Origin of the sequence: Mesorhizobium sp. L103C119B0 (assembly GCF_000502235.1) — a bacterium.
In the GTDB taxonomy this organism is placed as follows: Bacteria; Pseudomonadota; Alphaproteobacteria; order Rhizobiales; family Rhizobiaceae; genus Mesorhizobium.
Map to the genome: position 1 here is coordinate 128,478 of NZ_AYXE01000010.1, position 25,712 is coordinate 154,189.

The window sequence follows — 25,712 nt, forward strand, 5'->3', positions numbered from 1 at the left end:
CTCATTCGGCCGCGGCTTTGCCGTGCTGTCCAAACCGCTGCTCGATATAGTCGGCAACCATTTTTTCGAAATCGGCGGCGATCGACGGACCGCGCAGCGTCGCCGACTTCTTGCCGTCGACGAAGACGGGTGCGGTCGGCATCTCGCCGGTGCCGGGCAGCGATATGCCGATATCGGCGTGCTTGGATTCGCCGGGGCCGTTGACGATGCAGCCCATCACCGCGACCTTGAGGTTCTCGACGCCGGGATATTTCTCCCGCCAGACCGGCATGTTCTTGCGCAAATCGGCCTGGATGTTCTGGGCGAGCTCCTGGAACACGGTGGAGGTCGTGCGACCGCAGCCGGGGCAAGCGGCGACGATCGGCACGAACTGACGGAAGCCCATGGTCTGCAGCAGTTCCTGCGAGACCTGCACCTCGCGCGTGCGGTCGCCATTCGGCTCCGGCGTCAGCGAGATGCGGATGGTGTCGCCAATGCCTTGCTGCAAGAGGATGCCCATGGCAGCCGACGAGGCGACGATGCCCTTGGATCCCATGCCGGCTTCGGTGAGGCCAAGATGCAGCGCATGGTTGGAGCGCGTGGCAAGCTCGGCATAGACGGCGATCAAATCCTGCACGCCGCTGACCTTGGCCGACAGGATGATCTTTTCGCGGGCGAGGCCTATCTCTTCGGCCATTTCGGCCGACAGGATGGCCGACTGCACGATCGCTTCGCGGGTTACTTCCTGCGCCGTCAGCGGAAAGCCTTGGCGCTGGTTTTCGTCCATCAGCCGGGTGAGCAGCTCCTGATCGAGCGACCCCCAATTGACGCCGATGCGCACCGGCTTGTCATGCCTGATCGCCATTTCGACGATCGCGGCGAACTGGCGGTCCTTCTTGTCCTTGAAGCCGACATTGCCAGGATTGATGCGGTATTTGGCCAGCGCCTCGGCACAGGCCGGATGATCGGCCAGCAGTTTGTGGCCGATATAGTGGAAGTCGCCGACCAGCGGCACATTGATGCCGAGCCGCTCGAGCCGTTCGCGGATGCGCGGCACGGCGGCGGCGCTCTCGTCACGATCGACGGTGATGCGCACGATCTCGGAGCCAGCGCGATGCAAAGCCGCAACCTGCGCGACGGTCTGGTCGATATCGGCCGTGTCGGTGTTGGTCATCGACTGCACGACGACCGGCGCGCCGCCGCCGACGACCACGCCGCCGACATCGACGCCGACCGATGTCCGGCGCGCAAAGGGGGAGGAAAAATACCCGGTCATGCCGGCAGCCTCTTGATCACCCGAGCGACATACGTCCACGTCGACGCACGCTCAATCAGCTATCAGCGCATAGCGCTGAGGTTCGGGCATGAGGTGGAGGAGCAAAGATGGCTTGTCAATGGCGACAGACAAGCAGAGCCGCCAAATCGCAGCAGCGCGGTGACCCCACAGACGGGTTTCGCCAGCCAACAGTATCGGAATCAGTAGCAAAAACAGGCCTCCGGCGGCATGTCGCCACCGGAGCGATAGTCACGCGCCAAGGCGGCGCGTCTAATCCTGGAAGGGCGTCAGTGTCTCGTCGGTTTCGCCTTCAGTTTTTCAATCTCGTCCTTGAGTGCCAGCTTGCGTCGCTTCAGATTCACGATTTCGAGGTCGTCGACCGATGGATGGTTCATCGCATCGTCGATCTCGCGTTCGATATCACCGTGTTTCCGCTGCAACTCATCAAGATGGGATGCAAGAGACATGATTGGTTCTCCCTTTCATGGTTTCCTCGATTGCAGCCGTCAAAGGCACGTCCACCGCAGGTCGCATCTGTGACGGCACCATGACAGTCTGCCACCATCCGGCTGCGATGTCGAATGCTGCGTGGTAGCATTCCACGACATTGTGATATGTGATATTGGCTGCGCGCCGGCGGCAATTGATGCCGCCCCCGCCCAATCATGCCCATTGCCGGGCGCCGCAGACATGCAGACGGTAGAGAATGTCCGACCAGGAAAAGGCCGATGTCCGCCTCGAATTTTCCCGCCTGAAGCAGGAGCATGCCGATTTCGACGCGGCCATCAATGCGATGATCGCCATGGGCTGCGACCCCTTGCAGATCCAGCGCATGAAGAAGAAGAAGCTTTTCCTCAAGGACCGGCTGATGGCGCTGGAAGACAAGATCATTCCGGACATCATCGCTTAGCCGACGGCCTCGGGGCCTAACTGCTCACCCCGCTATCGACAGCCGCGCCGCGCGATGGCGCAGCAACGTCAGCAATTCGTCGGTCTTCTCCGCTGAAGTGTCGATCGGCACCACCAGGCACAGCGTCGCCTCGACCTTGCCGGCGGCCGCGAAGACAGGGGCGGCCAGGCATTTGGTGTAGGCGTCGACCAGCCCCGAAGTGATGCAATAGCCGGTCGTTCTGGCCGTCGCGATATCGGCAATGAAGTCGTCGAACTGCAGCCTGCGGCCGTCGGGCAGCAAAAGGTCGTCTTCCGAGACCATGTCCTGGATGGCGGCCCTTTCCAATCCGGCCAGAAGCAGCCGCCCCGATGCCGTCCATGGCAGCGGGATCTGCAGGCCGGTGGCCGAGCTGATGCGGAACGGCCTGGTGCCGGGGCTGGAATGGACGATGGTATAGCGCCCGCTTTGCAGCATGCACAATTCGGAGGTCTCGCTGGTCTCGCGCGACAGATTGTCGACCTCCTGCCGGCCCCGCCTAAGCAGGTCGTTGCCCCTCACATAGTCCATTCCATAGAGGTAGAGCTTCTTGCCGAAATAGACCCGGTTGCCGTCGCCCTCCATCTCCAGGAGACCCGCATCGACCAGCGAACGCACCAGCGTATAGGTGGTGGAGCGCGGCGCATTCACCCCCTTGGCGAGATCGCCAATGCCGATGGCGCGCTGCGTAGCATGCAGGAAGTCCAGGATCTCCAGCACCCGGTTGAGGCCCTTCTCGCGCGAGCCGGAGGTCTTGTCGGGCGTCGGGCTCTCGGCTGGACCAAGCTCCGCCCGATCCGTGAGTCCATTGCTATCTTGCATAACTGATTCCTGATGTTAGTATCTGTCTTGTATAGGATACATATGTCTATTGTAAGAGACAATTCAGGTCGGCGACACGTGTGTCTGTAGGGGAACTCAAACAACAGGAGGTCGCAGTGAACGACGCATCCAAGCGAGATTTTCTGAAACTGGGCATGGCCGGGCTTGCAACGGCGGGCGTGATGACCGCTGTCAGCGCCGAAAAGGCGGCGGCACAAGCCGCATCCGACAGCGTTCTGCGCACCGCGCTTGACCGCGGCAAGCTGATCGTCGGCACCGGCAGCACCAACGCGCCATGGCATTTCGAAAACGATGCCGGCGAGCTAGTCGGCATGGACATCACCATGGGCCGCATTCTGGCCAAGGGCCTGTTCGACGATCCGAGCAAGGTCGAGTTCGTCATGCAGGATCCGGCGCAGCGCATCCCCAATGTCACCACCAACAAGGTCGACATTACCATCCAGTTCATGACCATGACCGCGCAGCGCTCGCAGCTGATCCACTTCTCCAGGCCATACTATGTCGAGGGCGTCGCCCTGCTGACGCTGCCGACGGCGGAAAACAAGACCTTCGACAAGCTGCTCGCCGGTGGTTCGGCGACGCGCATCTCGATCCTGCAGAATGTCGATGCCGAAAGCTCGGTCCATTACGCCCTGCCGGAGGCGCAGGTGCTGCAGATCGACACTCAGGCCAATGTGCTGCAGGCACTGGAATCGAAACGCGCCGATGCCGCCGCTGTCGATCTTTCAACCGTGCGCTGGCTGGCCTCGCGCAACCCCGACAAATATTTCGATGCCGGCAAGAGCTGGTACTCGATGCTCTACGGCGCGGCGGTCAGGCAGGGCGACCTGGACTGGCTGACCTTCGTCAACCAGACCTTCACCATCGCCATGTTCGGCCATGAGACCACACTCTACGACGCCGCCTTCAAGGACTATTTCGGCCAAGAGCCGCCGGCCCGCCATCCCGGTTTCCCGGTTGTCTGACAAGTGCTGGCGGAAGGGTTAGCCCTTCCGCCTTCTAGTTCGCATCCCCTTGGTTATTGCCGGAGACGCATGGGCTATACGCTCAACTTCAACCTGATCTGGCGCCATTTCGACAAGCTGTGGGGCGGCCTTCTGCTCAGCCTCGAGCTTGCCGTGATTTCGATTGCCATCGGCGTCGTCATCGGCCTGGTGCTGGCGGTCTGGTATGTCTCGGCCGGACGCGTGGTGCGCGCCATCATTGCGGCTTACGTCGAATTCATCCGCAACGTGCCGCTGATCCTGCTCGTCTATCTTGTCTTCTACGGCCTGCCGACGGTGATCGACGTCGCCTACGACGCGCCGACCTCGTTCGCGCTGACGCTGTCGGTCTATAGCGGCGCCTATCTGGTCGAGGTGTTCCGCTCCGGCCTCGAAGCCGTGCCGCGCGGCCAGCTCGATGCCGGCAAGGCGATCGGGCTCACGCCTTGGCAGCGGCTGGTTCATGTGCGCCTGCCGACCATGCTGCGCATCACGCTGCCGGCGCTGTCCAACACCTTCATCTCGCTGTTCAAGGACACGTCGATCGCCTCGGTGATCTCGGTGCCCGAGCTCACCTTCGGCGCCCAGTGGATCAACTTCAACACCTTCCGCATCGTCGAGGTCTATCTGGTGACGACGGCGATGTACCTGGTGACCGGTTACACCCTGCTCTTCGGGCTGCGGCTGGTCGAACGCCGGTTCAGGGCTGCGCGCTGACATGCTGAGCCAGATCCTCTACGCCGTACCGTTCCTCGCCCAGGGCTTCGCCATCACTTTGTGGGTGTCGCTGCTGGTCGTGGTGCTGTCGCTGATTGCCGGCGTCGCGCTCGGCGTCGGCCTGGTCTACGGCCCGGCGCCGCTGCGCTGGGCCGTGCGCATCTTCTCCGACACCATCCGCGGCATCCCGATCCTGGTGCTGATGTTCTTCGTCTATTACGGCCTGCCGGCCATCGGCCTGCATCTGCAATCCTTCTCGGCGGCGGTGCTGGCGCTGACCTTGTTCAAGACGGCGCAGGTCATTGAGTATCTCCGGGGCGCCGTCGGCTCTATTCCCAAGGGCCAGTCAGAAGCGGCGATGGCCATTGGGCTGACTTTTCGCCAGCGGCTCACCTACGTCATCTTTCCGCAGGCCTTCCGGCGCTTCCTGCCGCCCTGGATCAACGGCGTCACCGATGCGGTCAAGGGCAGCGCCCTGGTCTCGCTGCTCGGCATCACCGACCTGATGCAGGCGATCAACCAGGTCATCGGCCGCACCTATGAGGCGATGCCGCTCTACATCCTCGGCGCCTTGATCTATTTCGCCGTCAACTATGCGCTTTCCTACGCCAGCCGGCGGCTGGAACGGCGCTTTGCCTTCATCCGGGACTAGCACGATGGCCACAAGCTCGAACGACAATGCTGCCCTTCTCGACATTGCCGGGGTCTCGAAAGCCTTTGGTTCGGTCGAGGTGCTTCGCTCGGTCAGCCTCAAGGTGGACAGGGGCGAGGTGGTCACCGTCATCGGCCCTTCCGGCAGCGGCAAAACCACCCTGCTGCGCTGCGTCAACTTTCTCGAAAGCTACGACTCAGGTTCGATCCGCATCGACGGCAAGGAGGTCGGTTTTCGTGAGGCCGGCGCGCGCCAGCGGCGCAGCGAGCGCGACCTTGCCAATATGCGCGCCGAAACCGGCATGGTGTTCCAGAGCTTCAACCTGTTTCCGCACCTCACCGCCGCCGGCAACATCATGCTCGGCCTCACCAAGGTGCGCGGCAAGAGCAAGGCCGAGGCGCGCCAGATCGCCGAGCATTGGCTGAGCCGCGTCGGCCTCGCCCACAAGGCCGACAGCCTGCCGGCGGAACTCTCCGGGGGCCAGCAGCAGCGCGTCGGCATAGCGCGGGCAGTCGCCATGGAGCCAAAGATCCTGCTGCTCGACGAGATCACCTCCGCGCTCGATCCCGAATTGGTCGGCGAGGTGCTGGCCGTTGTGCGCAGCCTGGCCGAAGACGGCATGACAATGGTGATGGTCACGCACGAGATGGCCTTTGCCCGCGACGCTTCGAGCCGCATTGTCTTCATGGCCGATGGCGGTGTCAGCGCTGTTGGCCCGCCGAAGGAGATCCTTGCCGAAGAGACCACCAATGAGCGCCTGCGCTCTTTCCTGGCGCGGTTCCGCGCCTCGCATTTCTGACATGGGCGGCCCGAAGCAATTCCAGGAAAAGTGTAAGCGGTTTTCCCGGGAAAAGCGCGAAGCGCTTTCCCTTGGGAATTGCGTAAAACAACAGGCCGGCCCAAGGAGAATTCTTCCATGACGCCTTACATCCGGCTCGCCGAGCTCGGCCTGACGCTGCCCGAGCCGCCGACGCCGATCGCCAATTTCGTCACCCATGCGGAAAGCGGCCGGCTGATCTTTCTTTCGGGTCAAGGGCCGCTGCGCGCCGACGGCACGCTGTGCACCGGCAAGGTCGGCGAGGACGTCACCGTCGAGCAGGCCTATGAGCATGCCCGCCTCACCGGCCTCAACCTGCTCGCCGTCATGCACGCCGCCGCCGGCGATCTCGGCCGCATCGTGCGCGTCGTCAAATTGCTCGGCTTCGTCAATGCGACGCCGACCTTCAGCGACCACCCGAAAGTGGTCAATGGCTGCTCGGACCTGTTCGCCAGCGTCTTCGACAAGATCGGCGGCCATGCACGCTCGGCGATCGGGGTCGGCTCGCTGCCTGGAAACATCACCGTCGAAATCGAAGCGGTCGTCGAGATCGCCGCCTGACCGTCAAGGGATTGCTGAACATGAAAACCTATTCCGACACCGGCTCCAACACCACGATCCGTGAACGGCTGGGACTGAGGCCGATCATCAACGTCTCCGGCACGATGACGACCCTCGGCGCCTCGATCATCGTTCCCGAGGCGATCAGCGCCATGGCCGAGATCGCCTCGCAATGGGTGGAGATGGACGATCTGCAGCGCGCCGCAAGCGTGATCACCGCCCGCCTCACCGGCGGCGAGGCCGGCTTCATCACCGCCTGCTGCGCCTCAGGCATCACAATGGCGATCGCCGGGGCGATGACCGGCACCAATTTGCTGGCGATCGAACGGCTGCCCGACGACACCGAAGGCCTGAAGTCCGAAGTCGTCATCCAGCTTGGCCATATCGTCAATTACGGCGCGCCGATCGACCAGTCGATCCGCGTCGCCGGCGCCAAGGTCATTCCAGCCGGTACCGTCAGCGTCACCCAGGACTATCACCTGCGCGAAGCGATCAATGAGCGCACGGCGGCAGCACTCTATGTCGTCGCGCACCACACCGTGCAGTACGGCATGCTTTCCCTCGAGGAATTCTGCGAAATCTGCCACGCCAGGGGCGTGCCGGTGATCGTCGACGCGGCTTCCGAATATGACCTGCGCAGCTTCCTGGCGCGCGGCGCCGACATCGTCGTCTACAGCGGCCACAAATTCCTTTCGGGGCCAACCAGCGGCATCGTTACGGGACGCAAGGATCTTGTCCGCGCCGCCTATCTGCAGAACCGCGGCGTCGCCCGCGCCATGAAGGTCGGCAAGGAAAGCATCGCCGGCACCATGGCGGCGCTCGAAGCCTGGGAAAAGCGCGACCATGCCGGCATCCGCCGGCGCGAGGAAGCGGCGCTCAATCTGTGGAGGGATTCGCTACAGGGAATACCCGGCATCGTCGCAAACATCATTCCCGACCCGACCGCCAATCCGCTCGACCGGCTGCAAATCTTTGTCTTGCCCAAAAGCCGCTTCACCGCCGCCGGCCTCGCCTCGGCATTGGCGGCCGGATCGCCGCCCATCATCGTGCGCAACCACGAGGCCGAGCGCGGCCATTTCTTCCTCGACCCGTGCAATCTGCACCCCGGCGAGGCCGAGATCGTCGCCGAGCAGCTGCGCGCCGTGCTCACCGCGGCCGACAGGCCGACGGATGCGATGAGACAGCCGCGAAAGGATTCATCCGGCGCCCTGCGCTGGCCGGACTAGGCTGCGGCGGCCGCCATCCTTGCGGGCCAGCCCGAATTCCGCTAAGGCGCGCCTTTACCGCCGGGAGCATGCGCTTGACCGACCACCGCGCCGACGTCGCCATCATCATGGGCAGCCAGTCCGACTGGGCGACGATGCGCCACGCCGCCGAAACGCTGGAGGCGCTGAGCATTCCGCACAAGCGGCTGATCGTCTCCGCCCACCGCACCCCGGACCGCCTCTATGATTTCGCCAAAGGCGCCAAGGCGGCCGGCTACAAGGTGATCATCGCCGGGGCCGGCGGCGCCGCCCACCTGCCCGGCATGACGGCGGCTCTGACGCCGCTGCCGGTGTTCGGCGTGCCGGTCGAATCGAAGGCGCTGTCAGGCCAGGATTCGCTGCTCTCCATCGTCCAGATGCCGGCCGGCATTCCGGTCGGCACGCTTGCCATCGGCAAGGCGGGTGCGGCCAACGCCGCCCTTCTGGCGGCCGCCGTGCTGGCGCTGAACGACGAAGAACTTGCCGCCCGCCTGGATGCCTGGCGCACCGCCCAAACCGCCAGGGTCGCCACCGAACCGACGGACGCGCCGTGAGCCTGCCCGCGGGATCGAGCATCGGCATCATCGGCGGCGGCCAGCTCGGCCGCATGCTGGCTGTTGCCGCAGCGCGCCTCGGCTACCGCACAATTATCCTCGAACCGCAGGCCGATTGCCCGGCGGCTCAGGTCGCCAACCGCCAGATCACCGCCGCCTATGACGATGCGGACGCCCTTGCCGAACTGGCGGCAGTCAGCGCCGTCGTCACCTACGAATTCGAGAATGTGCCGGTAGCGGCTGCCGGCGCGCTCGCCGCCAAGGTCCCGGTCTATCCGCCACCCAGGGCGCTGGAAGTCGCCCAGGACCGGGTGGCGGAGAAGCTATTCCTGAACGGCATCGGCATCAGGACAGCGGATTTCCGCTCCGTCGACAATGACGACGAGCTGACGGCGGCGCTGAGAGAGTTCGGTGGCAGCGGCATCTTGAAAACCCGCCGCATGGGCTATGACGGCAAGGGCCAGCGCGTCTTCCGCAACATGGAGACGGGCGGCTTTGCCGGCACATGCGAGACCATGGGCAATGTGCCGCTGATCCTCGAATCCTTCGTCGCTTTCGAGCGCGAAATCTCGGTCATCGCCGCGCGCGGGTTGGACGGCGCGGTCGCCGCCTACGATCCGGCTGAGAACGTCCACCGCGACGGCATCCTGCATACCTCGACCCTGCCGGCCAAGATCAGGCTGGAGACGGCGGCGACGGCACAGGGGTCGGCAGCGAAAATCCTGTCGGCCCTCGACTATGTCGGCGTCATCGGCGTCGAGTTCTTCGTTCTTGCCGATGGCACGCTGCTGGCCAACGAAATGGCGCCGCGCGTGCACAATTCCGGCCACTGGACGGAAGCCGCCTGCATCGTTTCGCAATTCGAGCAGCATATCCGCGCCATTGCCGGCCTGCCGCTGGGCAACCCTGGCCGGCATTCAAACTGCGTCATGGAAAACCTGATCGGCGACGATGTGCTGCGCGTACCCGCTTTGCTCGCCGAGCCCGATCTGATGCTGCATCTCTACGGCAAGGCGGAAGCGCGCCCAGGCCGCAAGATGGGCCATTTCACGCGCATCAGCCGCCGTAGCTAAGCCATTCCGGCACTTTGCGCGAGGGCGTGGCTCGAGCCCTATTGCAGCTCGTCGTTCAGATCTCCGTCCTCGTCGGGGCTGGCGCAACTCGCATCGCCTTCCCTACAATTGGCGCCCGCGGTGAGCTGTTTGATGCGCTGGTCCGTCAGTTCGGTCAGGCATTGTGAAACCTCCATCGGATGGATGGAGCCGCCCTCGCTGTCTGTCGTCGTATAGGCGCATTCGGCGTCGCGGAAGGCGATCCAGGCGCGTTGCGCGACCTGCAGCAGCTTCCTGCCCTTGTCGTCGTTGCGACCGACGAGATCCTTGTAGGCCTGGTTGAGCTTGGCATCGGCGGCCCGATAGTCCTCGCCGGCGCAGATGTTCATCATCTGCTGGCTGTCGTCGTTGCGGTCGCATTCCTGCGCCTGCGCGATGGAGGCGGCTGCCAGAACGGCAAGGCTCGCGGACACAAACAACAGGCGCATGGAGGTCTCCAAATCGGCTTGCGGGTGCCGCACCATTCCAGCCCGCCTTCGGCCGCGCAATGGCGTGGAGCCGAGATGGCGGATATTTGATGGCCAAAGCCATTCTCGGCCTCTATCCAGCACGCTTGCGGTTGACACGGGCAAGGCTCCTCGTTTATGAGCCACCGCAAGTTCAAAGGCGCGCTTTTCAGGCGCGCCTTAATAATTCGGCCCGGACAGGGCCCAGACCGACGGGCAAGACCATGAAGATCAAGAATTCGCTCAAGGCGCTGAAGGCGCGTCACCGCGACAACCAGCTGGTTCGCCGCAAGGGCCGCGTCTACATCATCAACAAGACCGCTCCACGCTACAAGGCGCGCCAGGGCTGAGTGTTCGGCCGGAGGCTCGTTGCCTCCGTCCATACGATGGTAATTGCCTGGTTCCAGGCACTTTCACGCTAATTTCAGTTTGACGATCCGCCGTCCGGGGTTAGATTCCGGCGATGCGGATTCTTTTTGCATTTTTGGCCACCCTCTTTCTTTTCGGCGTCACTCCGGCGTCGGCGGACGATCCGCCGGCAAAGCCGCCGGTTGCCCTGACCAGGGAAGCCAGGCTCGACCAACTGTTTGCCGAGCTGAAGCGCGAGCGCAACGAAAAGGCGGCCGAGCGCATCGCCGGGCGCATCTGGGGCGAATGGTTCCAGTCCGGCAGCGCCTCGATCGACCTGATGATGCAATGGTCGCAAAAGGCGATTGACGACCAGAAGTTCGACGTCGCCCTCGACTTCCTCGACCAGGTCGTCATCCTTCAGCCAAAATATGCCGAAGGCTGGAACCGGCGCGCCACCGTCCATTACATGATGAAGAATTTCGGGAAATCGATGTCCGACATCGACCAGACGCTGCAGCTTGAACCACGCCATTTCGGCGCGCTTTCCGGCCTGGCCCAGATCATGGCCGCCACCGGCCACAAGCAATCGGCGCTCGAAGCCTGGCAGAAGGTGCTTACCATCTATCCGATGATGCGCAGCGCCCAGGACCAGGTCGCGGCAATTTCGGAAGAGCTTGCCGGCGAAGGAATTTGATTAGGCAGTAGGAATTAGGGATTAGTGAGTAGTCAGTAGAGAAGATTGGTCGAGACGCCACCTCCCTACTCCCTACTCCCTACTCCCTACTCCCTACTCCCTACTCCCTACTCCCTACTCCCTACTCCCTACTCCCTACTCCCTACTCCCTACTCCCTAGAACTTATCCCCCTCCACCCCCGTATCTCCGCGCATGAACCTCATTTACGCCGCCTGTGCTTTGCTCCTCGCGCTCGTCTTTGCCCTGGCCGGTGTCACCCGCGCCGGCACGTGGCTGATCGAGTGGCGGAACCCGCCGGCCGGCGAATTTGCCGACATCGACGCCACCCGCATCCACTATGTCCACGTACCGGCGCCTCAAAATGCCGAGCTGCCGGCGATCGTCTTCATCCATGGCGCCAGCGCCAACCTCAGGGATCAGATGCTGCCGATCAGGCCTTTGCTCGAAGGCCGCGCCGAGATGGTCTTCCTCGACCGGCCGGGCTTCGGCTGGTCGGCGCGCGGCCCCGGCAATGAGAGCCCGTCGGGGCAGGCCGACACCATCGCCAGGCTGATGGACCGTCTCGGCATCCACAAGGCGATCATCGTCGGCCATTCGTTTGGCGGCGTGATCACCGCCGCCTTTGGCCGCGAACACCCGGAGAAGACGCTCGGGCTGGTCTTTCTGTCGCCGGTCAGCCACCCCTGGCCGGGCGGCGCGACCGCCTGGTACTACAAGCTGACCGCCACCCCCATCATCGGCTGGCTGTTCTCGGAGACATTGACCTATCCGGCAGGCACGCTGCAGATGGACGGCGCCACGGCCTGCGTGTTTTCTCCCAACAAGGTGCCGGAAGGCTATGTCGGCAATGCCTCGATTCCGCTGGTGCTGCGTCCCGGCGCTTTCCGCGCCAACGCCATCGATGTCGCCGGCCTCTACGACTATACGCTGAAGGCCGCGCCGCATTACCGCGACATCACAGCGCCGACCATCGTCATCTCGGGCGACCGCGACAAGGTGGTCTATGCCTCGATCCATTCGGTCGGCCTGGTCAGGGACATCCCCGGCGCCGAACTGATCTGGGTCCACAATCTCGGCCACAAGCCGGATTGGATCGCCTCCGACCTCGTCGTCGGCGCGATCGAGAAAGTCGCCGGCAAGGTCGTCGACCTGCAGGCAATGGCAAAAACCGTGGAAGCACGCATCGCCGGCGATGCGTACAACGATGCACAGTGCCCCGACATTACGGTGCCCGACGCGCAACTCGCCCCGACGTGACGGCCGCATGTATGTCCTGAAGTACGGAATCAAGAAAAACCCCGAAGCGTTCTGGGCGCTACCGGATAGCATCTTCTTCGGCTACGGCGCCTGCCACATCCTTGCGGGCACCTTCCTCAGCCATCCTCCCCTGGACGGATTCTACGGCGAACGGATCATTCCGGGCGAGGATTTCTACGGCAACCATATCTACATGACGAACGGCGTGATCGCCTTCGACTATCACGGCTATTCCAGCCGAGAGCGGCTTCTGCAGCACCACGGAAGGGGATGGGCTTCGCATAGCGCAGGCTGGCACTGCACGCTGGAAAGGGTCGATTTCGACCTGCTCGACACCGCCGACCTCAACCGGCGAAAGATGCGCGGCCCGGATCAGTATCTCTATGACCCAATCCCTCGCGCACNCGACACCGCCGACCTCAACCGGCGAAAGATGCGCGGCCCGGATCAGTATCTCTATGACCCAATCCCTCGCGCACACCGCTTCCTTCAGCGTATCGATCACGCCGAAGGTGCGGCAAGAGCGCTGCGAACTGTGATGAGTTGAAGCCTCTGTCAACCTATGTTGCGGGTGGCCTGCACGTCCGACCCGACATAGGCGATGCGCAGCATGTTGGTCGAACCCGGCGTCCTCAGCGGCACGCCCGCCGTGATGATGACGCGGTCGCCCGGCTGACCGAACCCCTCTTCGAAAGCGATGCGGCAGGCGCGGTCGACCATGTCGTCGAGGTCGCTGGCGTCGGGCGAGACGACGCAATGCGTGCCCCACAAGAGCGACAGCCGCCGCGCCGTGTTGAGGATCGGCGACAGCGCGATGATCGGCACTTGCGGCCGCTCGCGCGCGGCGCGCAGGCCCGTGGTGCCCGACGCCGTATAGGTTATGATCGCCGACAGTTTCAGAGTCTCGGCAATCTCGCGGGCGGCGAGCGAAATGGCGTCGGCGCCGGTTGCTTCCGGTTCCGAGCGCTGCGCGTTGATGATGCCGGCATAGGTCGGGTCGGTTTCGACCTTGGTGGCGATGCGGTTCATCATCGCCACCGCCTCGACCGGATAGGCGCCGGCAGCGGATTCGGCTGAAAGCATGATGGCGTCGGCGCCCTCGAACACGGCGATCGACACGTCGGACACCTCGGCGCGGGTCGGCACCGGCGCGGTGATCATCGATTCCAGCATCTGCGTGGCGACCACCACCGGCTTGCCGGCGCGGCGCGCGGCGCGCGTGATCTGCTTCTGGATGCCGGGCACCGCTTCCAGCGGCATTTCCACACCGAGATCGCCGCGGGCGACCATCAGCGCGTCGGAGAGTTCGATGATTTCGGCCAGCCGGGCGACGGCCTGCGGCTTTTCAATCTTGGCCATGATCAGTGCCCGGCCGCGCGCGATCTTGCGGGCTTCCGCCAAATCCTCCGGCCGCTGCACGAAGGACAGCGCCACCCAGTCGACGCTTTCCGCCAGCACCGCATCGAGGTCCTTGCGGTCCTTTTCGGTCAGCGCACCGACCGGCAGGTCGGTGTCGGGCAGGCTGACGCCCTTCTTGTCGGAAATGGTGGTGCCGGCGACGACGGTGCAGGTGATAGACTTGCCGTCGCTCTTCACCGCCCTGAGCTCCAGCTTGCCGTCATCGATCAACAGACGGTGGCCGGCCTCGACCGAGCTCAGGATTTCGGGATGCGGCAGGTAGACCCGGGTCGACGTGCCGGGCTCGGGATTGTTGTCGAGGGTGAAGGTCTGGCCCGGCGTCAGAACCTCCTTGCCGTTGGCGAACTTGCCGACGCGCAGCTTCGGTCCCTGCAAATCGGCCAGGATGCCGATCGGACGGCCAACTTTCTCCTCGACCGCGCGGATGCGGCCGACCAGCGTGCGCATCAACTCGTGATCGGTGTGGCTCATATTGATGCGGAAGACATCGGCGCCGGCTTCGAACAGCTTCTGCAGCATCTCCTCGGACGAGGAGGCAGGACCGATGGTGGCGAGGATCTTGACCTTGCGGCTACGTCTCATTGACTGTTTGTTCCCGGGGCGGCTGGAGCGCCTCCCGTTGTGGACTCATCGGTCAGCTGGACCATCCAGCTTGCCTGCTCGCCCGTGTCATATTCCTGGAATCCGGCGCGCTGGAAGCCCCGGGCGACGCAATCGGTAACGCCGGCAATCTTGAATTCTTTTTCGGCCACGCACATGTTGATCGGGCCATCCCAGCGCCCGCCGCGCTCGGCGTCTTCTGCATAAAGATAGTAAAACCTCGATGACAGCGGACCTTCGATCAGCGTCTTGCAGCTCGATCCTTCGATGTGCCACCACCCCTCGGTGATCCAGCCTGCCTTGGCGCGGTAGCCGATGCCGACGCCGACCAGGTTCTGCGTGGCGTTGCAGACGCGGAAATCGGCGCGGGCAGGCGAGGCCGCGACCAGCGCGGTGAGCCCTAGCGTCAGGGTCAGGAGCGGCACGGCAAAGGCGGTGCACGCACGCGGCCTGCCGGCGGAACCCATCCCGAAACCCCTCAATAACGTCATCTGCATCTCTCAACGCCCCTTTTCGGAAAAGTCCGGGCGCATGTCAACGCGCCGTTCTGTCCAATTCCAATCGATTTAGAAAGGCCCCCGACACGCGATCTGCCGCGCGTCACAGGATTTTCGCAGAAACCGTGGCCAAACAACGGCATTGCGCAACAGTCCTCTTCGTGGGAATGACGATACCACCCTCCCCGGAAGCCAGCGAACAGACCTTTCCAGCCAATGACCCGATCCACAGTTTTTGCGCCTTTCGATATGGTCGAAGGCGACCGCAAGCGAGGCATCGTGCTTGTCGCTGACCATGCCCGCCGCGACCTGCCGGAGGAGTATGGCAGTCTAGGCCTGCCGGCGGCGGAACTCGATCGCCATATCGCCTACGACATCGGTGTCGAGACGGTGACGCGCGAACTGGCGGCAGCGCTCGACGTGCCGGCGGTGATTGCCAATTTTTCGCGGCTGCTGATCGATCCCAATCGCGGCGAGGACGACCCGACGCTGATCCGCCAGCTCTATGACGGCACTGTCGTGCCGGGAAACTACCCTATGGCGCCGGCCGAACGCGAAAGGCGGCTCGACGGCTTCTACCGGCCCTATCAGGACGCGGTCGGCGCCATGATCGCGTCGGTGGCGCACGCCTCAGGCAAAGCGCCGTTCATCTTCTCCGTACACTCCTTCACCCCTGTCATGCAGGGCTTCATCCGCCCTTGGCATGTCGGCATATTGTGGGACCTCGACGACCGCGTGGCGCGGCCGCTGATCGACATGCTGGCGCAGGATAAAAACCTCGTCGTTGGCGACAATGAACCCTATGACGGCGCGTTGCGCGGCGACACCATGTTCAAGCACGCCATCGTCAACGGCTTTGCCCATGCGCTGATCGAGATCCGCCAGGACCTGATATCAGACAGCAACGGGGCGCTGGCCTGGGCGCAACGGCTGGCGCCGATCGTTGACGCCATCGACCGCCGTCCCGATATACATCAGGTGAAGATGTTCGGCTCGCGCACCGGGCCGCTGTGAGGATCCAAGGCAATGACCGAACTCAGCGATGACCAGAAACGCGATTTCGAGGCCGCGGCCTTCCGCCGGCTGGTCGATCATCTGCGCGAGCGCAGCGATGTGCAAAACATCGACCTGATGAACCTCGCCGGCTTCTGCCGCAACTGCCTGTCGAACTGGTATCGCGAAGCGGCCGAGGCTGAGGGCGTCGATCTCGGCAAGGATCAGTCGCGCGAAATCGTCTACGGCATGCCCTATGCGCAATGGCAGGCGCTGAACCAGACCGAGGCTTCGGACGCCAAGAAAGCGGAGTTCGAGGCAAGACGGCCGAGGGATCGCTGAAGTAGCGCGCGGTTCAGATTGACGTCGGCGGGACAGCGCCTAACGGTTTCCCCTTAGATGTGGCCCACAAGCTTTTCGCAGCCAAGCGCTTGACGAGAAATTGAATCGATCTAATTTGCCGCGCAAAGCCATTCCTTGACCGGATTCGAACCATGGACGCGCAAGACACCATGCAGAGCGCCATTCGCGGGCGATGGGCCGTAGCCGCGATCTTCCTCGCCAACGGATTCCTCACCGGCAGCTGGGCGCCGCAGATTCCGGTGTTCCTGACCCGGCTCGACATCTCGAAATTCACCCTCGGTCTGCTGATCCTTCTGTTCGGCGTCGGCGCGGTCGCGGCCATGAGCTGGTGCGGCCATCTGATCTCCAGGCATGGCTCGCGCACCGTGTTGCGCTGGTTCGGCCTTTGCGGCAGCCTCGGCCTGCTGATCGTGGCGCTGGCGCCCAACGTGCCGCTGGCGGCGATCGCCATGATCATCTTCGGCGGCTCGATCGGCGGCATGGATGTCGCGATGAACGCCAATGCGGTGGTGGTCGAGCGCCGGCTGTCCCGCGCCATCATGTCGTCCTCGCACGGCTTCTGGAGCCTCGGCGGTTTCGCCGGTGGCGGTCTGGGCGGTTACGCCATCCAGACTTACGGCCACCTCGCCCATGCGGCTGTGGTCACGGTCATAGCTTTTGCCGTCATTGCCGTGGCGGTCGGCTACCTCATCGCCGAGGACAAGCCGCAGGCCGCCGAGCATCACAGATTAACGCTGCCGGCCAACCCGCTGGTCTATCTTGTCGGGCTGATGGCGCTGCTGACGATGATTTCCGAGGGCGCCGTGCTCGACTGGGCAGCGCTTTATCTCCGGCAGGAGCTCGGCGCCGACCTCGCCATCGCCGGCCTTGCCTACGCCGCCTTCTCCGGCGTCATGGCTGTCATGCGCTTTTTCGGCGACGGCGTGCGCAACCGCTTCGGCGCGGTGGCGACGCTGCGCGGCTCGGCGGTGGTCGCCGCCGCCGGCATGCTGGTCGCCGGCCTGTCGCCTTCGCCCTGGATCGCCATCGCGGCTTTTGCCCTGTGCGGCTTCGGCATCGCCAATATGGTGCCGATCATCTTCTCGGCCGGCGGCAACCAGGAAGGCATGTCGTCGGGCACCGGCATGAGCGTCGTCACCACCATGGGCTATTCCGGCATATTGGTGGCGCCGTCGGCGATCGGCTTCGTCGCCGAGCATTCCAGCTTCGGGCCGATCTTCGTCGCCATGTCGGGGCTGTTGATCGTCGTGCTTTTGATGGCCGGGCTCGCTCACCGCGCCGAATTCGCGGCCGCCCCCGCCGAATAGCGCTTCAGCTCCTCATAGAGGAAATCCGCGACGCGGCGGATGCGCACGCTGGTGCGCACGTCGCGATGCATGGCCAGCCACACCGGCAGGCTGGGCAGTGGCAGGCCGGGCAGCAGTTTCTCCAGCGACGGGTCGCTGTCCGTCAGCGGCTCCTGGCCAAGACCGACGCCGTTTCCCGCCCGCAGCGCTTCCCACAGCACGATCTGGTTGTCGGCCCTGAAGCGGAAGCTGCTTCGGGTGACGGGGATGCCGGCCTGGGTAAAGCCCCGGATCATCTCGTCGCTGCGGTCGAAGCCGATCAGCGGATGGTCGAGAAGATCGGCGGGCTTGAGCGGGCGGCCGTGCTGGTCGAGATAGGATTTCGCCGCGCAGCAGCAGAGCTTGATATCGCAGACCTTGCGCGCCGTCAGCTCGTTCTGCGCCGGCTTGACCATGCGGATGGCGATATCGGCATCCCTTCGCAGCAGGTTCTCGACCTGGTTCGAGGCGACGATCTCGACCTCGATGCCGGATTCCTCGATGCCGAGCCGCGCCGTCATCCTCGGCAGCACATAGGCCGCCACCACCTCGCTGGCGGCAATGCGCACCGTGCCTTCGATCGCCTCGACCGAGCCCAATGCCAATAGTGAGAACGCGCTCGCCTGCTCGCTCACGGCCTTGCCGCGTTCGAACAGCGTGGCGCCTGCTTCCGTCAGCGCATAGCCGCGCCGCCCGCGCCGGAACAAGGTGACGCCCAACGCCTGTTCGAGCTCACCGATGTGACGCCCGAGCGTCGGTTGGCTGGCCGACAGTTTGCGCGCTGCGGCCGACAGGCTGCCGGTCTCCGCCACGGTGACGAAACTCTTGATCAGGTTCCAGTCGATGTCTTCCATTCATTTATGAATAACAAATCTGCATCCATAGTCAATTTTCATTCGCGTATGAACGCATCATATTCGCCGTGCAAACACAGACACGGAGAAGAAAAATGACCAAGATCGCAATTCTAGGCGCCAATGGCCGGCTCGGCCGCGTGGTTGGGAAAGCCTTCATCGACGCCGGTTTCGACGTCCGCGCCGTCACCCGCAGCGGCAAGGTCCCAGCCGAACTCAAGGGCGCCACCGCCGTCGCCGGCGATGCGCTCGACCGCGAGGCGCTGATCCGCGCCACGCAGGGTGTCGACATCGTCTTCAACGGTCTCAACCCGATCTACACCGACTGGGGCAAATGCCTGCCGATGGCGGAGAACGTCATGGCCGCCTGCCATGCCAATGGCGCGCTGCATCTTTTCCCCGGCACTGTCTACAATTACGGCTCGCCGATGCCTGAGGTGGTCACCGAAGACACGCCATTTCGTCCGACCACCGAGAAGGGCCGCATCCGCTCCGCCATGGAAGCGCTGTTTCGCCGCGAGGCCGATGCCGGTCGCGTCCGCACCATCATCCTGCGCGCCGGCGATTTCTTCGGCGGCACCGGCAGCGGATCATGGTTCGACCTCGTCGTCGCCGCCAAGATGAACAAGGGCGTCTACACAGCGCCTGGCCCTGCCAACCTCGTGCACGAATGGGCCTATTTGCCGGACTTCGCCATCGGCTTCGTCGGCCTGGCGCGCAATCAGGGCAAGCTCGGCTTCTTTGAGGCGCTCAACTTCCCCGGCCACGCCGTCACCGACATGGACATAAAGGCCGCCGCCGAGAAGGCGCTGGGCCGTCCGCTGAAACTGACCTTCATGCCTTGGTGGGTGCTGCGCGCCGGCAGCCCGTTCGTGGCGATGTGGCGCGAGATCGTCTCGATGTCCTATCTGCGCTTCGAACCGCACCGGCTCGTGTCCGACCGGCTGGCAAGCATCATCGGCGAAGTCCCGCACACGCCGCTGGACGAGGCCGTGGCCGAGGCATTGAAGGACATCGGCATCAGCCTCGACAATGCAAAAGACGCCGCTTAAATGCATGTCGCCCAGAAGTGTGCGCGGTTCTGGGACAACGACATGCATCAAAACAAAGACTTTAGACAAAAATCTCTCTCGCGGTGCTGGCCCAATCGCTGGAAATCAGCAACCGGATGGTCATTATGAGGAGACTGTTTATAACGGTCGGCGAGATCACCATCACCAAGGGGAGACGATGCGTTACATACGTCCGCTTTCAATCGAAGACGCCGTTGGCCTGCTGGCCGACGCTTCCGGCACATCAACCATTCTCGCTGGAGGCAGTGACCTCCTCGTTCGGATGAAGGGCGGGTTTGTCGATCCCGACCTGATCGTCGACATCAAGGCGATCGAGGGCTTGAGCGAGATCAGGGAGACGGCCGACGGCTTCAGCATCGGCGCCACCGTCCCCTGCGCCGTCCTGGGCGAGAGCTCGGTTCTGAAGAAGGCCTGGCCCGGTGTCGTCGAAGCGTCGAAGCTGATCGGCTCGAAACAGGTCCAGGGCCGCTGCACCATCGTTGGCAATCTGTGCAACGCATCGCCGGCCGCCGACAGCGTCCCGGCCTTGGTGGCCGCCGCCGCAAAGGCCGTGGTTGCCGGTCCGTCGGGCAAGCGCACCATTCCGGTCGAGGCTGTGCCGATCGGGCCTGGCAAGACCTCGCTCACCAAGGGTGAGATCGTCGAGGCGATCCTGCTCGACAAGCGCGCGCCGCGTTCGGGCGACGCCTATCTCAGATTCATTCCGCGCACCGAGATGGACATCGCGGTGGTGAGCGCCGGCGTGAAGCTGTCGCTCGACGAGCATGGCGTCATAACAGCCGCCCGCGTGGCGCTGGGCGCCGCGGCCCCGACCGTGCTTCTGGTGGAAGAAGCAGCCGAGGCTCTCATCGGCAGGAAGCTGGATGAGGCGGCACTTGAGCGGCTCGCCAAGATCTGCGCTGGGGCCTGCCGCCCCATCGACGACAAGCGCGGCACCATCGAGTTCAGACGAAAAGTTGCGGGCGTGCTGGCCGGACGGGCCGCGACGACCGCCTACGCACGCGCAGGAGGCAAATGATGGCCGGTGTAGCAGTTTCAACGACAATCAACGGCGATCACGTCGAATACCTTTGCCAGCCCGACGAGACGTTGCTCGACGTCCTGCGCGATCGGCTCGGCCTGACCGGCGCCAAGGAAGGCTGCGGCACCGGCGACTGCGGCGCCTGCTCGATCATCCTCGACAACCGGCTGGTCTGCTCGTGCCTGGTGCTCGGCGCTGAAGCCGAAGGCCGGCATATCGAAACCGTCGAGGGCATGGCGCATGGCGATCAGTTGCATCCGCTGCAGCAGAAGTTCCTCGAGCATGCAGCGCTGCAATGCGGCATCTGCACGCCGGGCTTCCTCATCGCGGCGAAGGACCTTTTGGCCAAGAACCCCGATCCTACCGAGGAAGAAATCCGCTTCGGCCTCGCCGGCAACCTCTGCCGCTGCACCGGCTACGACAAGATCGTGCGCGCGGTCCAGGATGCGGCCAATGTGATGAAGGGAGCGCACGCATGAACTTCGATCCACGCTTTTCGGGCCGCAAATTCTCCTCCGTCGGCACGCGGCCTATCCGTCCCGACGGCGTCGACAAGGTGACCGGACGCGCCCGTTACGGCGCCGACTTCAACATGGCGGGACAGCTGGTCGGGCGTGTCCTGCGCAGCCCGCATGCGCATGCCAGAATCCTCAAGATCGACACTTCGAAAGCGGAAAAGCTGGCCGGCGTGAAAGCGGTGATCACCGCCGCCGACCTGCCCGATCTCACCGATGGCGATGCCGCCATGTACGACGTCCTCGACAATTGCATGGCGCGCGGCAAGGCGCTCTATGACGGCCACGCCGTGGCCGCGGTCGCCGCCGTCGATGCCCGCACGGCCAGGCAGGCGCTGAAGCTCATCGAGGTCGAGTACGAGCTGTTGCCGCATGTGACCGATGTCGACGAGGCGATGAAGCACACCGCGCCGTTGATCAACGACACGATCTTCACCGAGGGTCTCGAGGAAAAGCCGGTAAAGCCGTCCAACGTCACCAAGCGCAGCCAGTTCGGCCATGGCGATGTCCATCAGGGCTTTGGGCACGCCGATGTCATCGTCGAGCGCTCCTTCAAGACCGAACAGACGCATCAGGGCTATATCGAGCCGCACGCCTGCGTTGCGAGCGTCTCGTCCGACGGCACCGCCGACCTCTGGGTCTGCACGCAGGGCCATTTCGTCTACCGCCAGCATTGTGCGCAACTGCTCGGGCTGGAAGCCTCGAAGCTGCGCGTCACCTCCTCGGAGATCGGCGGCGGCTTCGGCGGCAAGACCCATGTCTGGGCCGAGCCGGTGGCACTCGCTCTGTCGCGCAAGGCAGGACGGCCGGTGAAGCTGGTGATGACTCGCGACGAGGTGTTCCGCGCCTCGGGCCCGACCAGCGCCACCTCGATCGACGTCAAGATCGGCGCCCGCAAGGACGGCACCATCACCGCCGCCGAAGCGACGCTGCGCTACACCAGCGGCCCCTATGCCGGCACATGGGCCGAGATCGGCGCCATGACGGCCTTCGCCTGCTACAAGCTCGATAACGTCAAGACGGTCGGCTTCGAAGTGCTGGTCAACCGGCCGAAGACCGCGGCCTATCGCGCACCCTCCGCACCGATGGCGGCGTTCGCGGTGGAAAGCGCTGTGGATGAGCTGGCCAAGGAACTCGGCATGGACCCGGTCGAGTTCCGCATCAAGAACGCCGCGCAGGAAGGCACCCGCTCTTCCTATGGCCCCGTCTACGGCCCGATCGGCATCGGCCCGACGCTGGAGGCGGCCAAGCACCATCCGCACATGAAGGCCCCGCTGGGCAAGAACCAGGGCCGCGGCATGGCCTGCGGCTTCTGGTTCAACTTCGGCGGTCAGACCTGCGTGGACCTGAACATCGGCATGGACGGCTCGGTGTCGCTGGCCGTCGGCACGGTGGACGTCGGCGGTTCGCGCGCCTCGCTGTCGCTGGTGGCGGCGGAGGAGCTCGGCATCGACTATGCCCAGCTCAAGGCGGTGGTCGCCGACACATCCTCGCTCGGCTACAACGACATGACCGACGGCAGCCGCGGCACCTTCTCGTCCTCGATGGCGACCATCTCGGCCGCCCGCAACGCCATCAAGATCCTGCGTGAGCGCGCCGCCCAGACGTGGGACATCCCCGTCGACGACGTGGTCTGGGAAAACGGCCACGCCATCGCCAAGGGCGAGAAGTACGGCAATCTTGCAGCCCTGTCGCTGAAGGAGATCGCCGCCGCTTCCGGCAAGACCGGCGGGCCGATCGCCGGCCACAGCGAACTCGTCGCCGACGGCGCCGGCGTCTCCTTCGCCACCCATATATGCGACATCGAGGTCGACCCCGATACCGGCTCGACCAGGGTGATCCGCTACACGGTGATCCAGGATGCCGGCAAGGCGGTGCACCCGACCTATGTCGAGGGCCAGTACCAGGGCGGCGCCGCGCAAGGCATCGGCTGGGCGCTCAACGAGGAGTATATCTACGGCAAGGACGGGCGTCTCCAGAACGCCGGCTTCCTCGACTACCGCATCCCGGTCTGCTCGGACCTGCCGATGATCGACACGCAGATCCTCGAGATACCCAACCCCAACCACCCCTATGGCGTGCGCGGCGTCGGCGAAACCTCGATCGTCCCGCCGCTGGCGGCCATCGCCAATGCCGTCTCGAACGCAGCCGGCGTGCGCATGACCCACATCCCGATGTCGCCGCCACGGGTTCTCGCCGCGATCGAGGCGGAACGGGGAGGCTAGGGCAAAAATGAGGTTCTTGCCCTAATGGTCGAAGTGACGCTCTGGGGCGCGCTGGGCCAGCTCGCCGGCGGCCAGAGCAAGGTCGAGGTCGAGGCCAAGGACATAAGGGAGCTGTTCAGGAAACTGGCTGAACAGTATCCCGGCATCGAGCCCTGGATCGAGAAGGGCATCGCGGTGGCCATCGACGGGACGATCTATCGCGATACGTGGTCGAAGGAACTGCCGCCGGGGGCGGAGATTTTTCTGCTGCCGCGGCTGGCTGGGGGGTGAAGTGGGGTGTCGCCCTACGTCCCAGAGCGGACCGGCATCCTCGGTCTGCGAACTTCAAGTGCAATGTCGGTCCTCGCCTAGATGCCAGTTTTGCTGACCGCGTCTTATCGGCGGCGGGTTGGCCAACAATCCAGAGAACCTGATCCGCTGGATTACTATCGGCAAGGGACATCAGTCCGCACACGGCTCTGAAGTGACTCGAGCGGGTCACCGTTTGACGGACAACACCGGCCCCTTTCTGGAGAGGCCGGCTATCGTTGATCCAGGATCATTAAGCTAGGTTTGGCGCTGAGACGTATCGGAAATTCGTTCACGCACGGCATGCTCGGTCTTGTCTGCTGTGGACTTCACGATCTCGCCGAGCTGATCGGCTATCGTGTCTGCTTCCATATCTTGCCGGCCAGCTTCCTGCTTGATGGTCTCATAGGCGTCGGCGGCGACCTGCTTGGCCTCATCGAGGCCCCTGTCGAGCAAAGTTTCGGCGGAATCGCGAAGCTTGTCGCCATAGGCGCCTAGTTGCTCGTCCTCCGTTGCGGTATGGGGCAGCATTGCACCTATAGCGGCGCCGATGGCGAGACCGACGGCCGCTACGGCCAAGGGTTGATCCTCCAACAGATCTTGCGCGGAGCGGCTGGCTTTCGCCGCCATGTCCCCAGTCGTCGAGCTTGCATTGGCAGCGCTTCCCGTCAGACCCGCCGCAGCGGCTCTTGCGGTGCTCGATATGGTGTCGCCGACGCTGGCAGCGCTCGAGGAGAGCGATTCCGCGGCGTCGGAGAGCGTGCCGCCCAAGCCGCCGCGCTCCCCTGCTACATCATGTCGTCCCGGCGCTGAAGGCAATGGATAGCCAGCCGAACGGTGGGCGGTGTTTGAGGTACCGCTGCCGAACATCAGCCAGGCCAGACCTGCGCCCACCATGGTGACCGGCAAAGGATTGTCTCGGACCTGCGTTCTGAGATTGCTGAGCATGGCCGCGCTCTCCCCTCCCGAGAACAGCCCGGTGAACTCATCCAGCAATTGTCCCGGCGTCATCTTGCCTCGAATGGATTCGGCGGTCTCCATCACCCGAGCGCGAGCAGCCTCGGCCTCGCGTTCAAGTTCGGCTGCGGATTTCTCGTTCATCTCACCTGTTCCTTAATCGCGCTCGCGTCGCGCTTGAGCTGTCCCTGGGTCCGGTCGGGGGTAAGTTCCGAAGGCGCCATGCTGGCCGTCCCGGTCCGCAGCAGGATGACGCCGAGGACCGCCACGACCACACCGACCAGCAGGGAAGACCACCCCGCGCCAAGCCCTGCCCGCGTCAGCGCGATAATGAGCGCCTGCAGCAACACCAAGAGCGCGGCGAGCAGGCAAATCGCGCCGCCCAGCACTTCCGCGGCACCTGCTCCGGCTTTGGTAAGCTTTTCAGAGAGCTCGGCCCGAAACAGCCTCGCCTCGGTTTGCACCAGAGTGGTGACATTCTGGGCCAAATCGGTGACTAGCCCGGCAAGGCTGGGATTGTCCTGGTTGTTCATCTGTCCTGCTCCGCGATCTGCGTGGCCCCATCATCGCCGACCACGCCAAAATCTTGTGGACGATCAGCGGACCAACCCTGTGGCTGATCGGTGTGTGATCTGAGGCCTCCCGGAGCGGCCTCAGAATCGGGCGTTGCCGGCGGAGAAGCCTTGATGAACCGCCCGAGAGCCAATCCGGCCAACACCGATCCCGCAAGCAGGACACCGGGATTTTGCCGGCCGAAGGACTGCACGTCATCAAGGACTTGGCTAAAGGGCTTCTGTTTCAAGGACGATGAAAGCCGCTCAAGGCCACTGGCAGCATCCAAAGCGAACTTCGATGCGTTCCTTTCATCGTTGCTGGCAAGGTGATCGCTGGCCGCTCGCAGTGCACCACCCAACGCCGCCAAGCTCGATCCGATGTCGCGCTGCGCCTCCTTCGCCTTGTCGGAGATGACCTGCGTGGCTTCAGATGCATAGTCGCCAGCCTTACGGGTCACCTCGTCCCGCGCGTCGTGAAGCAACTCGCTGGCACGCTCATTTTCCTGGCGAAGTCTTTCGGAGACGTCGCTTTTCGCCTTGTCGAAATCGGTGGGCTGTCCGCCCTGATCGTTCTCATGCTGCATGAGGCCACCTAGTGAAAACCGAGGAAGGA

At 63.9% G+C, this 25,712-nt stretch carries 31 protein-coding genes; 21 read left to right on the forward strand and 10 right to left on the reverse strand.

Going from position 1 to position 25,712, the window contains the following annotated elements; all coding sequences use genetic code 11:
- Position 1: 1 nt before the first annotated feature.
- On the reverse strand, positions 2-1,255 hold the full coding sequence (gene ispG / locus X728_RS148425; protein ID WP_023693643.1) for a flavodoxin-dependent (E)-4-hydroxy-3-methylbut-2-enyl-diphosphate synthase: 1,254 nt from the start codon (positions 1,253-1,255) through the stop codon (positions 2-4).
- A gap of 287 nt (positions 1,256-1,542) precedes the next feature.
- Positions 1,543-1,722, reverse strand: coding sequence for a YdcH family protein (locus X728_RS148420; protein ID WP_023684024.1), 180 nt, complete (start codon positions 1,720-1,722; stop codon positions 1,543-1,545).
- 239 nt (positions 1,723-1,961) lie between these two features.
- Between X728_RS148420 and X728_RS148415 the strand changes: the two genes are divergently transcribed.
- Positions 1,962-2,165 carry a YdcH family protein gene (locus X728_RS148415; RefSeq protein ID WP_023673103.1) on the forward strand — a complete coding sequence of 68 codons (204 nt, stop codon included), beginning with the start codon at positions 1,962-1,964 and terminating at the stop codon, positions 2,163-2,165.
- 24 nt (positions 2,166-2,189) lie between these two features.
- Here X728_RS148415 and X728_RS148410 read toward each other — a convergent pair whose 3' ends face one another.
- Positions 2,190-3,005, reverse strand: coding sequence for an IclR family transcriptional regulator (locus tag X728_RS148410; protein WP_023737008.1), 816 nt, complete (start codon positions 3,003-3,005; stop codon positions 2,190-2,192).
- A 155-nt stretch (positions 3,006-3,160) separates the two neighbouring features.
- Here X728_RS148410 and X728_RS148405 point away from each other — a divergent pair, with 155 nt between their 5' ends.
- The 8 genes from X728_RS148405 (at position 3,161) to X728_RS148370 (ending at position 9,627) form a co-directional block, all read left to right on the forward strand.
- Entirely contained in the window at positions 3,161-3,991 is an 831-nt protein-coding gene (locus X728_RS148405) for a transporter substrate-binding domain-containing protein (protein WP_023737009.1), read from the forward strand.
- Between the two features lie 69 nt (positions 3,992-4,060).
- Complete coding sequence (locus X728_RS148400) at positions 4,061-4,726, forward strand: amino acid ABC transporter permease (protein WP_023832026.1); 666 nt, start codon at positions 4,061-4,063, stop codon at positions 4,724-4,726.
- A gap of 1 nt (position 4,727) precedes the next feature.
- On the forward strand, positions 4,728-5,378 hold the full coding sequence (locus X728_RS148395; protein WP_023684027.1) for an amino acid ABC transporter permease: 651 nt from the start codon (positions 4,728-4,730) through the stop codon (positions 5,376-5,378).
- 4 nt (positions 5,379-5,382) lie between these two features.
- A complete protein-coding gene (locus X728_RS148390) occupies positions 5,383-6,177 on the forward strand; it encodes an amino acid ABC transporter ATP-binding protein (RefSeq protein WP_023673108.1) in 795 nt (264 codons plus the stop codon).
- 117 nt (positions 6,178-6,294) lie between these two features.
- Positions 6,295-6,756 carry a RidA family protein gene (locus X728_RS148385; RefSeq protein WP_023673109.1) on the forward strand — a complete coding sequence of 154 codons (462 nt, stop codon included), beginning with the start codon at positions 6,295-6,297 and terminating at the stop codon, positions 6,754-6,756.
- A gap of 20 nt (positions 6,757-6,776) precedes the next feature.
- Positions 6,777-7,982: an aminotransferase class V-fold PLP-dependent enzyme gene (locus X728_RS148380; protein WP_031195646.1), complete on the forward strand. Its 1,206-nt coding sequence runs from the start codon at positions 6,777-6,779 to the stop codon at positions 7,980-7,982.
- A 74-nt stretch (positions 7,983-8,056) separates the two neighbouring features.
- On the forward strand, positions 8,057-8,554 hold the full coding sequence (gene purE, locus X728_RS148375; protein ID WP_023730826.1) for a 5-(carboxyamino)imidazole ribonucleotide mutase: 498 nt from the start codon (positions 8,057-8,059) through the stop codon (positions 8,552-8,554).
- Positions 8,551-9,627 (forward strand): 5-(carboxyamino)imidazole ribonucleotide synthase, encoded by a 1,077-nt coding sequence (locus X728_RS148370; RefSeq protein ID WP_023832027.1) that lies wholly within the window; start codon positions 8,551-8,553, stop codon positions 9,625-9,627. Before purE ends, X728_RS148370 begins: the two co-directional genes overlap by 4 nt.
- A 38-nt stretch (positions 9,628-9,665) precedes the next feature.
- Here the strand turns inward: X728_RS148370 and X728_RS148365 are convergent, their stop codons facing one another.
- Positions 9,666-10,094, reverse strand: a complete 429-nt coding sequence (locus X728_RS148365; RefSeq protein WP_023702777.1) for a lysozyme inhibitor LprI family protein — start codon at positions 10,092-10,094, stop codon at positions 9,666-9,668.
- A gap of 242 nt (positions 10,095-10,336) precedes the next feature.
- On the opposite strand from X728_RS148365, the gene ykgO reads away from it, so the two are divergent.
- The 4 genes from ykgO (at position 10,337) to X728_RS148345 (ending at position 12,962) form a co-directional block, all read left to right on the forward strand.
- Positions 10,337-10,462 (forward strand): type B 50S ribosomal protein L36, encoded by a 126-nt coding sequence (gene ykgO / locus X728_RS148360; RefSeq protein ID WP_006327841.1) that lies wholly within the window; start codon positions 10,337-10,339, stop codon positions 10,460-10,462.
- 113 nt (positions 10,463-10,575) lie between these two features.
- Positions 10,576-11,157, forward strand: a complete 582-nt coding sequence (locus X728_RS148355) for a hypothetical protein (protein ID WP_023706264.1) — start codon at positions 10,576-10,578, stop codon at positions 11,155-11,157.
- A 193-nt stretch (positions 11,158-11,350) separates the two neighbouring features.
- A complete protein-coding gene (locus tag X728_RS148350; protein WP_023706263.1) occupies positions 11,351-12,415 on the forward strand; it encodes an alpha/beta hydrolase in 1,065 nt (354 codons plus the stop codon).
- Between the two features lie 7 nt (positions 12,416-12,422).
- On the forward strand, positions 12,423-12,962 hold the full coding sequence (locus X728_RS148345) for a hypothetical protein (RefSeq protein ID WP_023706262.1): 540 nt from the start codon (positions 12,423-12,425) through the stop codon (positions 12,960-12,962).
- Between the two features lie 8 nt (positions 12,963-12,970).
- Here X728_RS148345 and pyk read toward each other — a convergent pair whose 3' ends face one another.
- Both pyk and X728_RS148335 read right to left on the reverse strand, forming a co-directional pair.
- On the reverse strand, positions 12,971-14,416 hold the full coding sequence (gene pyk, locus X728_RS148340) for a pyruvate kinase (protein WP_023673117.1): 1,446 nt from the start codon (positions 14,414-14,416) through the stop codon (positions 12,971-12,973).
- Positions 14,413-14,901, reverse strand: coding sequence for a DUF1036 domain-containing protein (locus tag X728_RS148335; protein ID WP_023832028.1), 489 nt, complete (start codon positions 14,899-14,901; stop codon positions 14,413-14,415). The genes pyk and X728_RS148335 overlap by 4 nt, the downstream gene beginning before the upstream one ends.
- A gap of 246 nt (positions 14,902-15,147) precedes the next feature.
- On the opposite strand from X728_RS148335, the gene X728_RS148330 reads away from it, so the two are divergent.
- From X728_RS148330 to X728_RS148320, 3 genes are all read left to right on the forward strand, one after another.
- Complete coding sequence (locus tag X728_RS148330; RefSeq protein WP_023832029.1) at positions 15,148-15,945, forward strand: N-formylglutamate amidohydrolase; 798 nt, start codon at positions 15,148-15,150, stop codon at positions 15,943-15,945.
- Between the two features lie 12 nt (positions 15,946-15,957).
- Positions 15,958-16,266 carry a DUF1244 domain-containing protein gene (locus X728_RS148325; RefSeq protein ID WP_023832030.1) on the forward strand — a complete coding sequence of 103 codons (309 nt, stop codon included), beginning with the start codon at positions 15,958-15,960 and terminating at the stop codon, positions 16,264-16,266.
- A gap of 152 nt (positions 16,267-16,418) precedes the next feature.
- Positions 16,419-17,594: an MFS transporter gene (locus tag X728_RS148320; protein ID WP_023832031.1), complete on the forward strand. Its 1,176-nt coding sequence runs from the start codon at positions 16,419-16,421 to the stop codon at positions 17,592-17,594.
- On the opposite strand, the gene X728_RS148315 is transcribed toward X728_RS148320, so the two are convergent.
- Positions 17,558-18,466, reverse strand: coding sequence for a LysR family transcriptional regulator (locus X728_RS148315; RefSeq protein WP_023832032.1), 909 nt, complete (start codon positions 18,464-18,466; stop codon positions 17,558-17,560). The two genes, X728_RS148320 and X728_RS148315, sit on opposite strands and share 37 nt — an antisense overlap.
- A 95-nt stretch (positions 18,467-18,561) precedes the next feature.
- On the opposite strand from X728_RS148315, the gene X728_RS148310 reads away from it, so the two are divergent.
- From X728_RS148310 to X728_RS148290, 5 genes are all read left to right on the forward strand, one after another.
- On the forward strand, positions 18,562-19,518 hold the full coding sequence (locus X728_RS148310) for an SDR family oxidoreductase (RefSeq protein ID WP_023832033.1): 957 nt from the start codon (positions 18,562-18,564) through the stop codon (positions 19,516-19,518).
- Between the two features lie 178 nt (positions 19,519-19,696).
- Positions 19,697-20,557 carry a xanthine dehydrogenase family protein subunit M gene (locus X728_RS148305; protein WP_023832034.1) on the forward strand — a complete coding sequence of 287 codons (861 nt, stop codon included), beginning with the start codon at positions 19,697-19,699 and terminating at the stop codon, positions 20,555-20,557.
- Positions 20,557-21,039 carry a (2Fe-2S)-binding protein gene (locus X728_RS148300; RefSeq protein WP_023684040.1) on the forward strand — a complete coding sequence of 161 codons (483 nt, stop codon included), beginning with the start codon at positions 20,557-20,559 and terminating at the stop codon, positions 21,037-21,039. Before X728_RS148305 ends, X728_RS148300 begins: the two co-directional genes overlap by 1 nt.
- Complete coding sequence (locus X728_RS148295) at positions 21,036-23,300, forward strand: xanthine dehydrogenase family protein molybdopterin-binding subunit (protein ID WP_023706258.1); 2,265 nt, start codon at positions 21,036-21,038, stop codon at positions 23,298-23,300. The genes X728_RS148300 and X728_RS148295 overlap by 4 nt, the downstream gene beginning before the upstream one ends.
- Before the next feature lie 24 nt (positions 23,301-23,324).
- Complete coding sequence (locus tag X728_RS148290) at positions 23,325-23,570, forward strand: MoaD/ThiS family protein (RefSeq protein WP_023684042.1); 246 nt, start codon at positions 23,325-23,327, stop codon at positions 23,568-23,570.
- Between the two features lie 276 nt (positions 23,571-23,846).
- Here the strand turns inward: X728_RS148290 and X728_RS148285 are convergent, their stop codons facing one another.
- The 3 genes from X728_RS148285 to X728_RS148275 are packed head-to-tail and all read right to left on the reverse strand — an operon-like array spanning position 23,847 to position 25,683.
- Positions 23,847-24,629 (reverse strand): hypothetical protein, encoded by a 783-nt coding sequence (locus X728_RS148285; protein WP_245263504.1) that lies wholly within the window; start codon positions 24,627-24,629, stop codon positions 23,847-23,849.
- A gap of 56 nt (positions 24,630-24,685) precedes the next feature.
- Positions 24,686-25,078, reverse strand: a complete 393-nt coding sequence (locus X728_RS148280) for a phage holin family protein (RefSeq protein ID WP_023693628.1) — start codon at positions 25,076-25,078, stop codon at positions 24,686-24,688.
- On the reverse strand, positions 25,075-25,683 hold the full coding sequence (locus tag X728_RS148275; protein ID WP_023832035.1) for a hypothetical protein: 609 nt from the start codon (positions 25,681-25,683) through the stop codon (positions 25,075-25,077). The genes X728_RS148280 and X728_RS148275 overlap by 4 nt, the downstream gene beginning before the upstream one ends.
- Positions 25,684-25,712 lie beyond the last annotated feature (29 nt).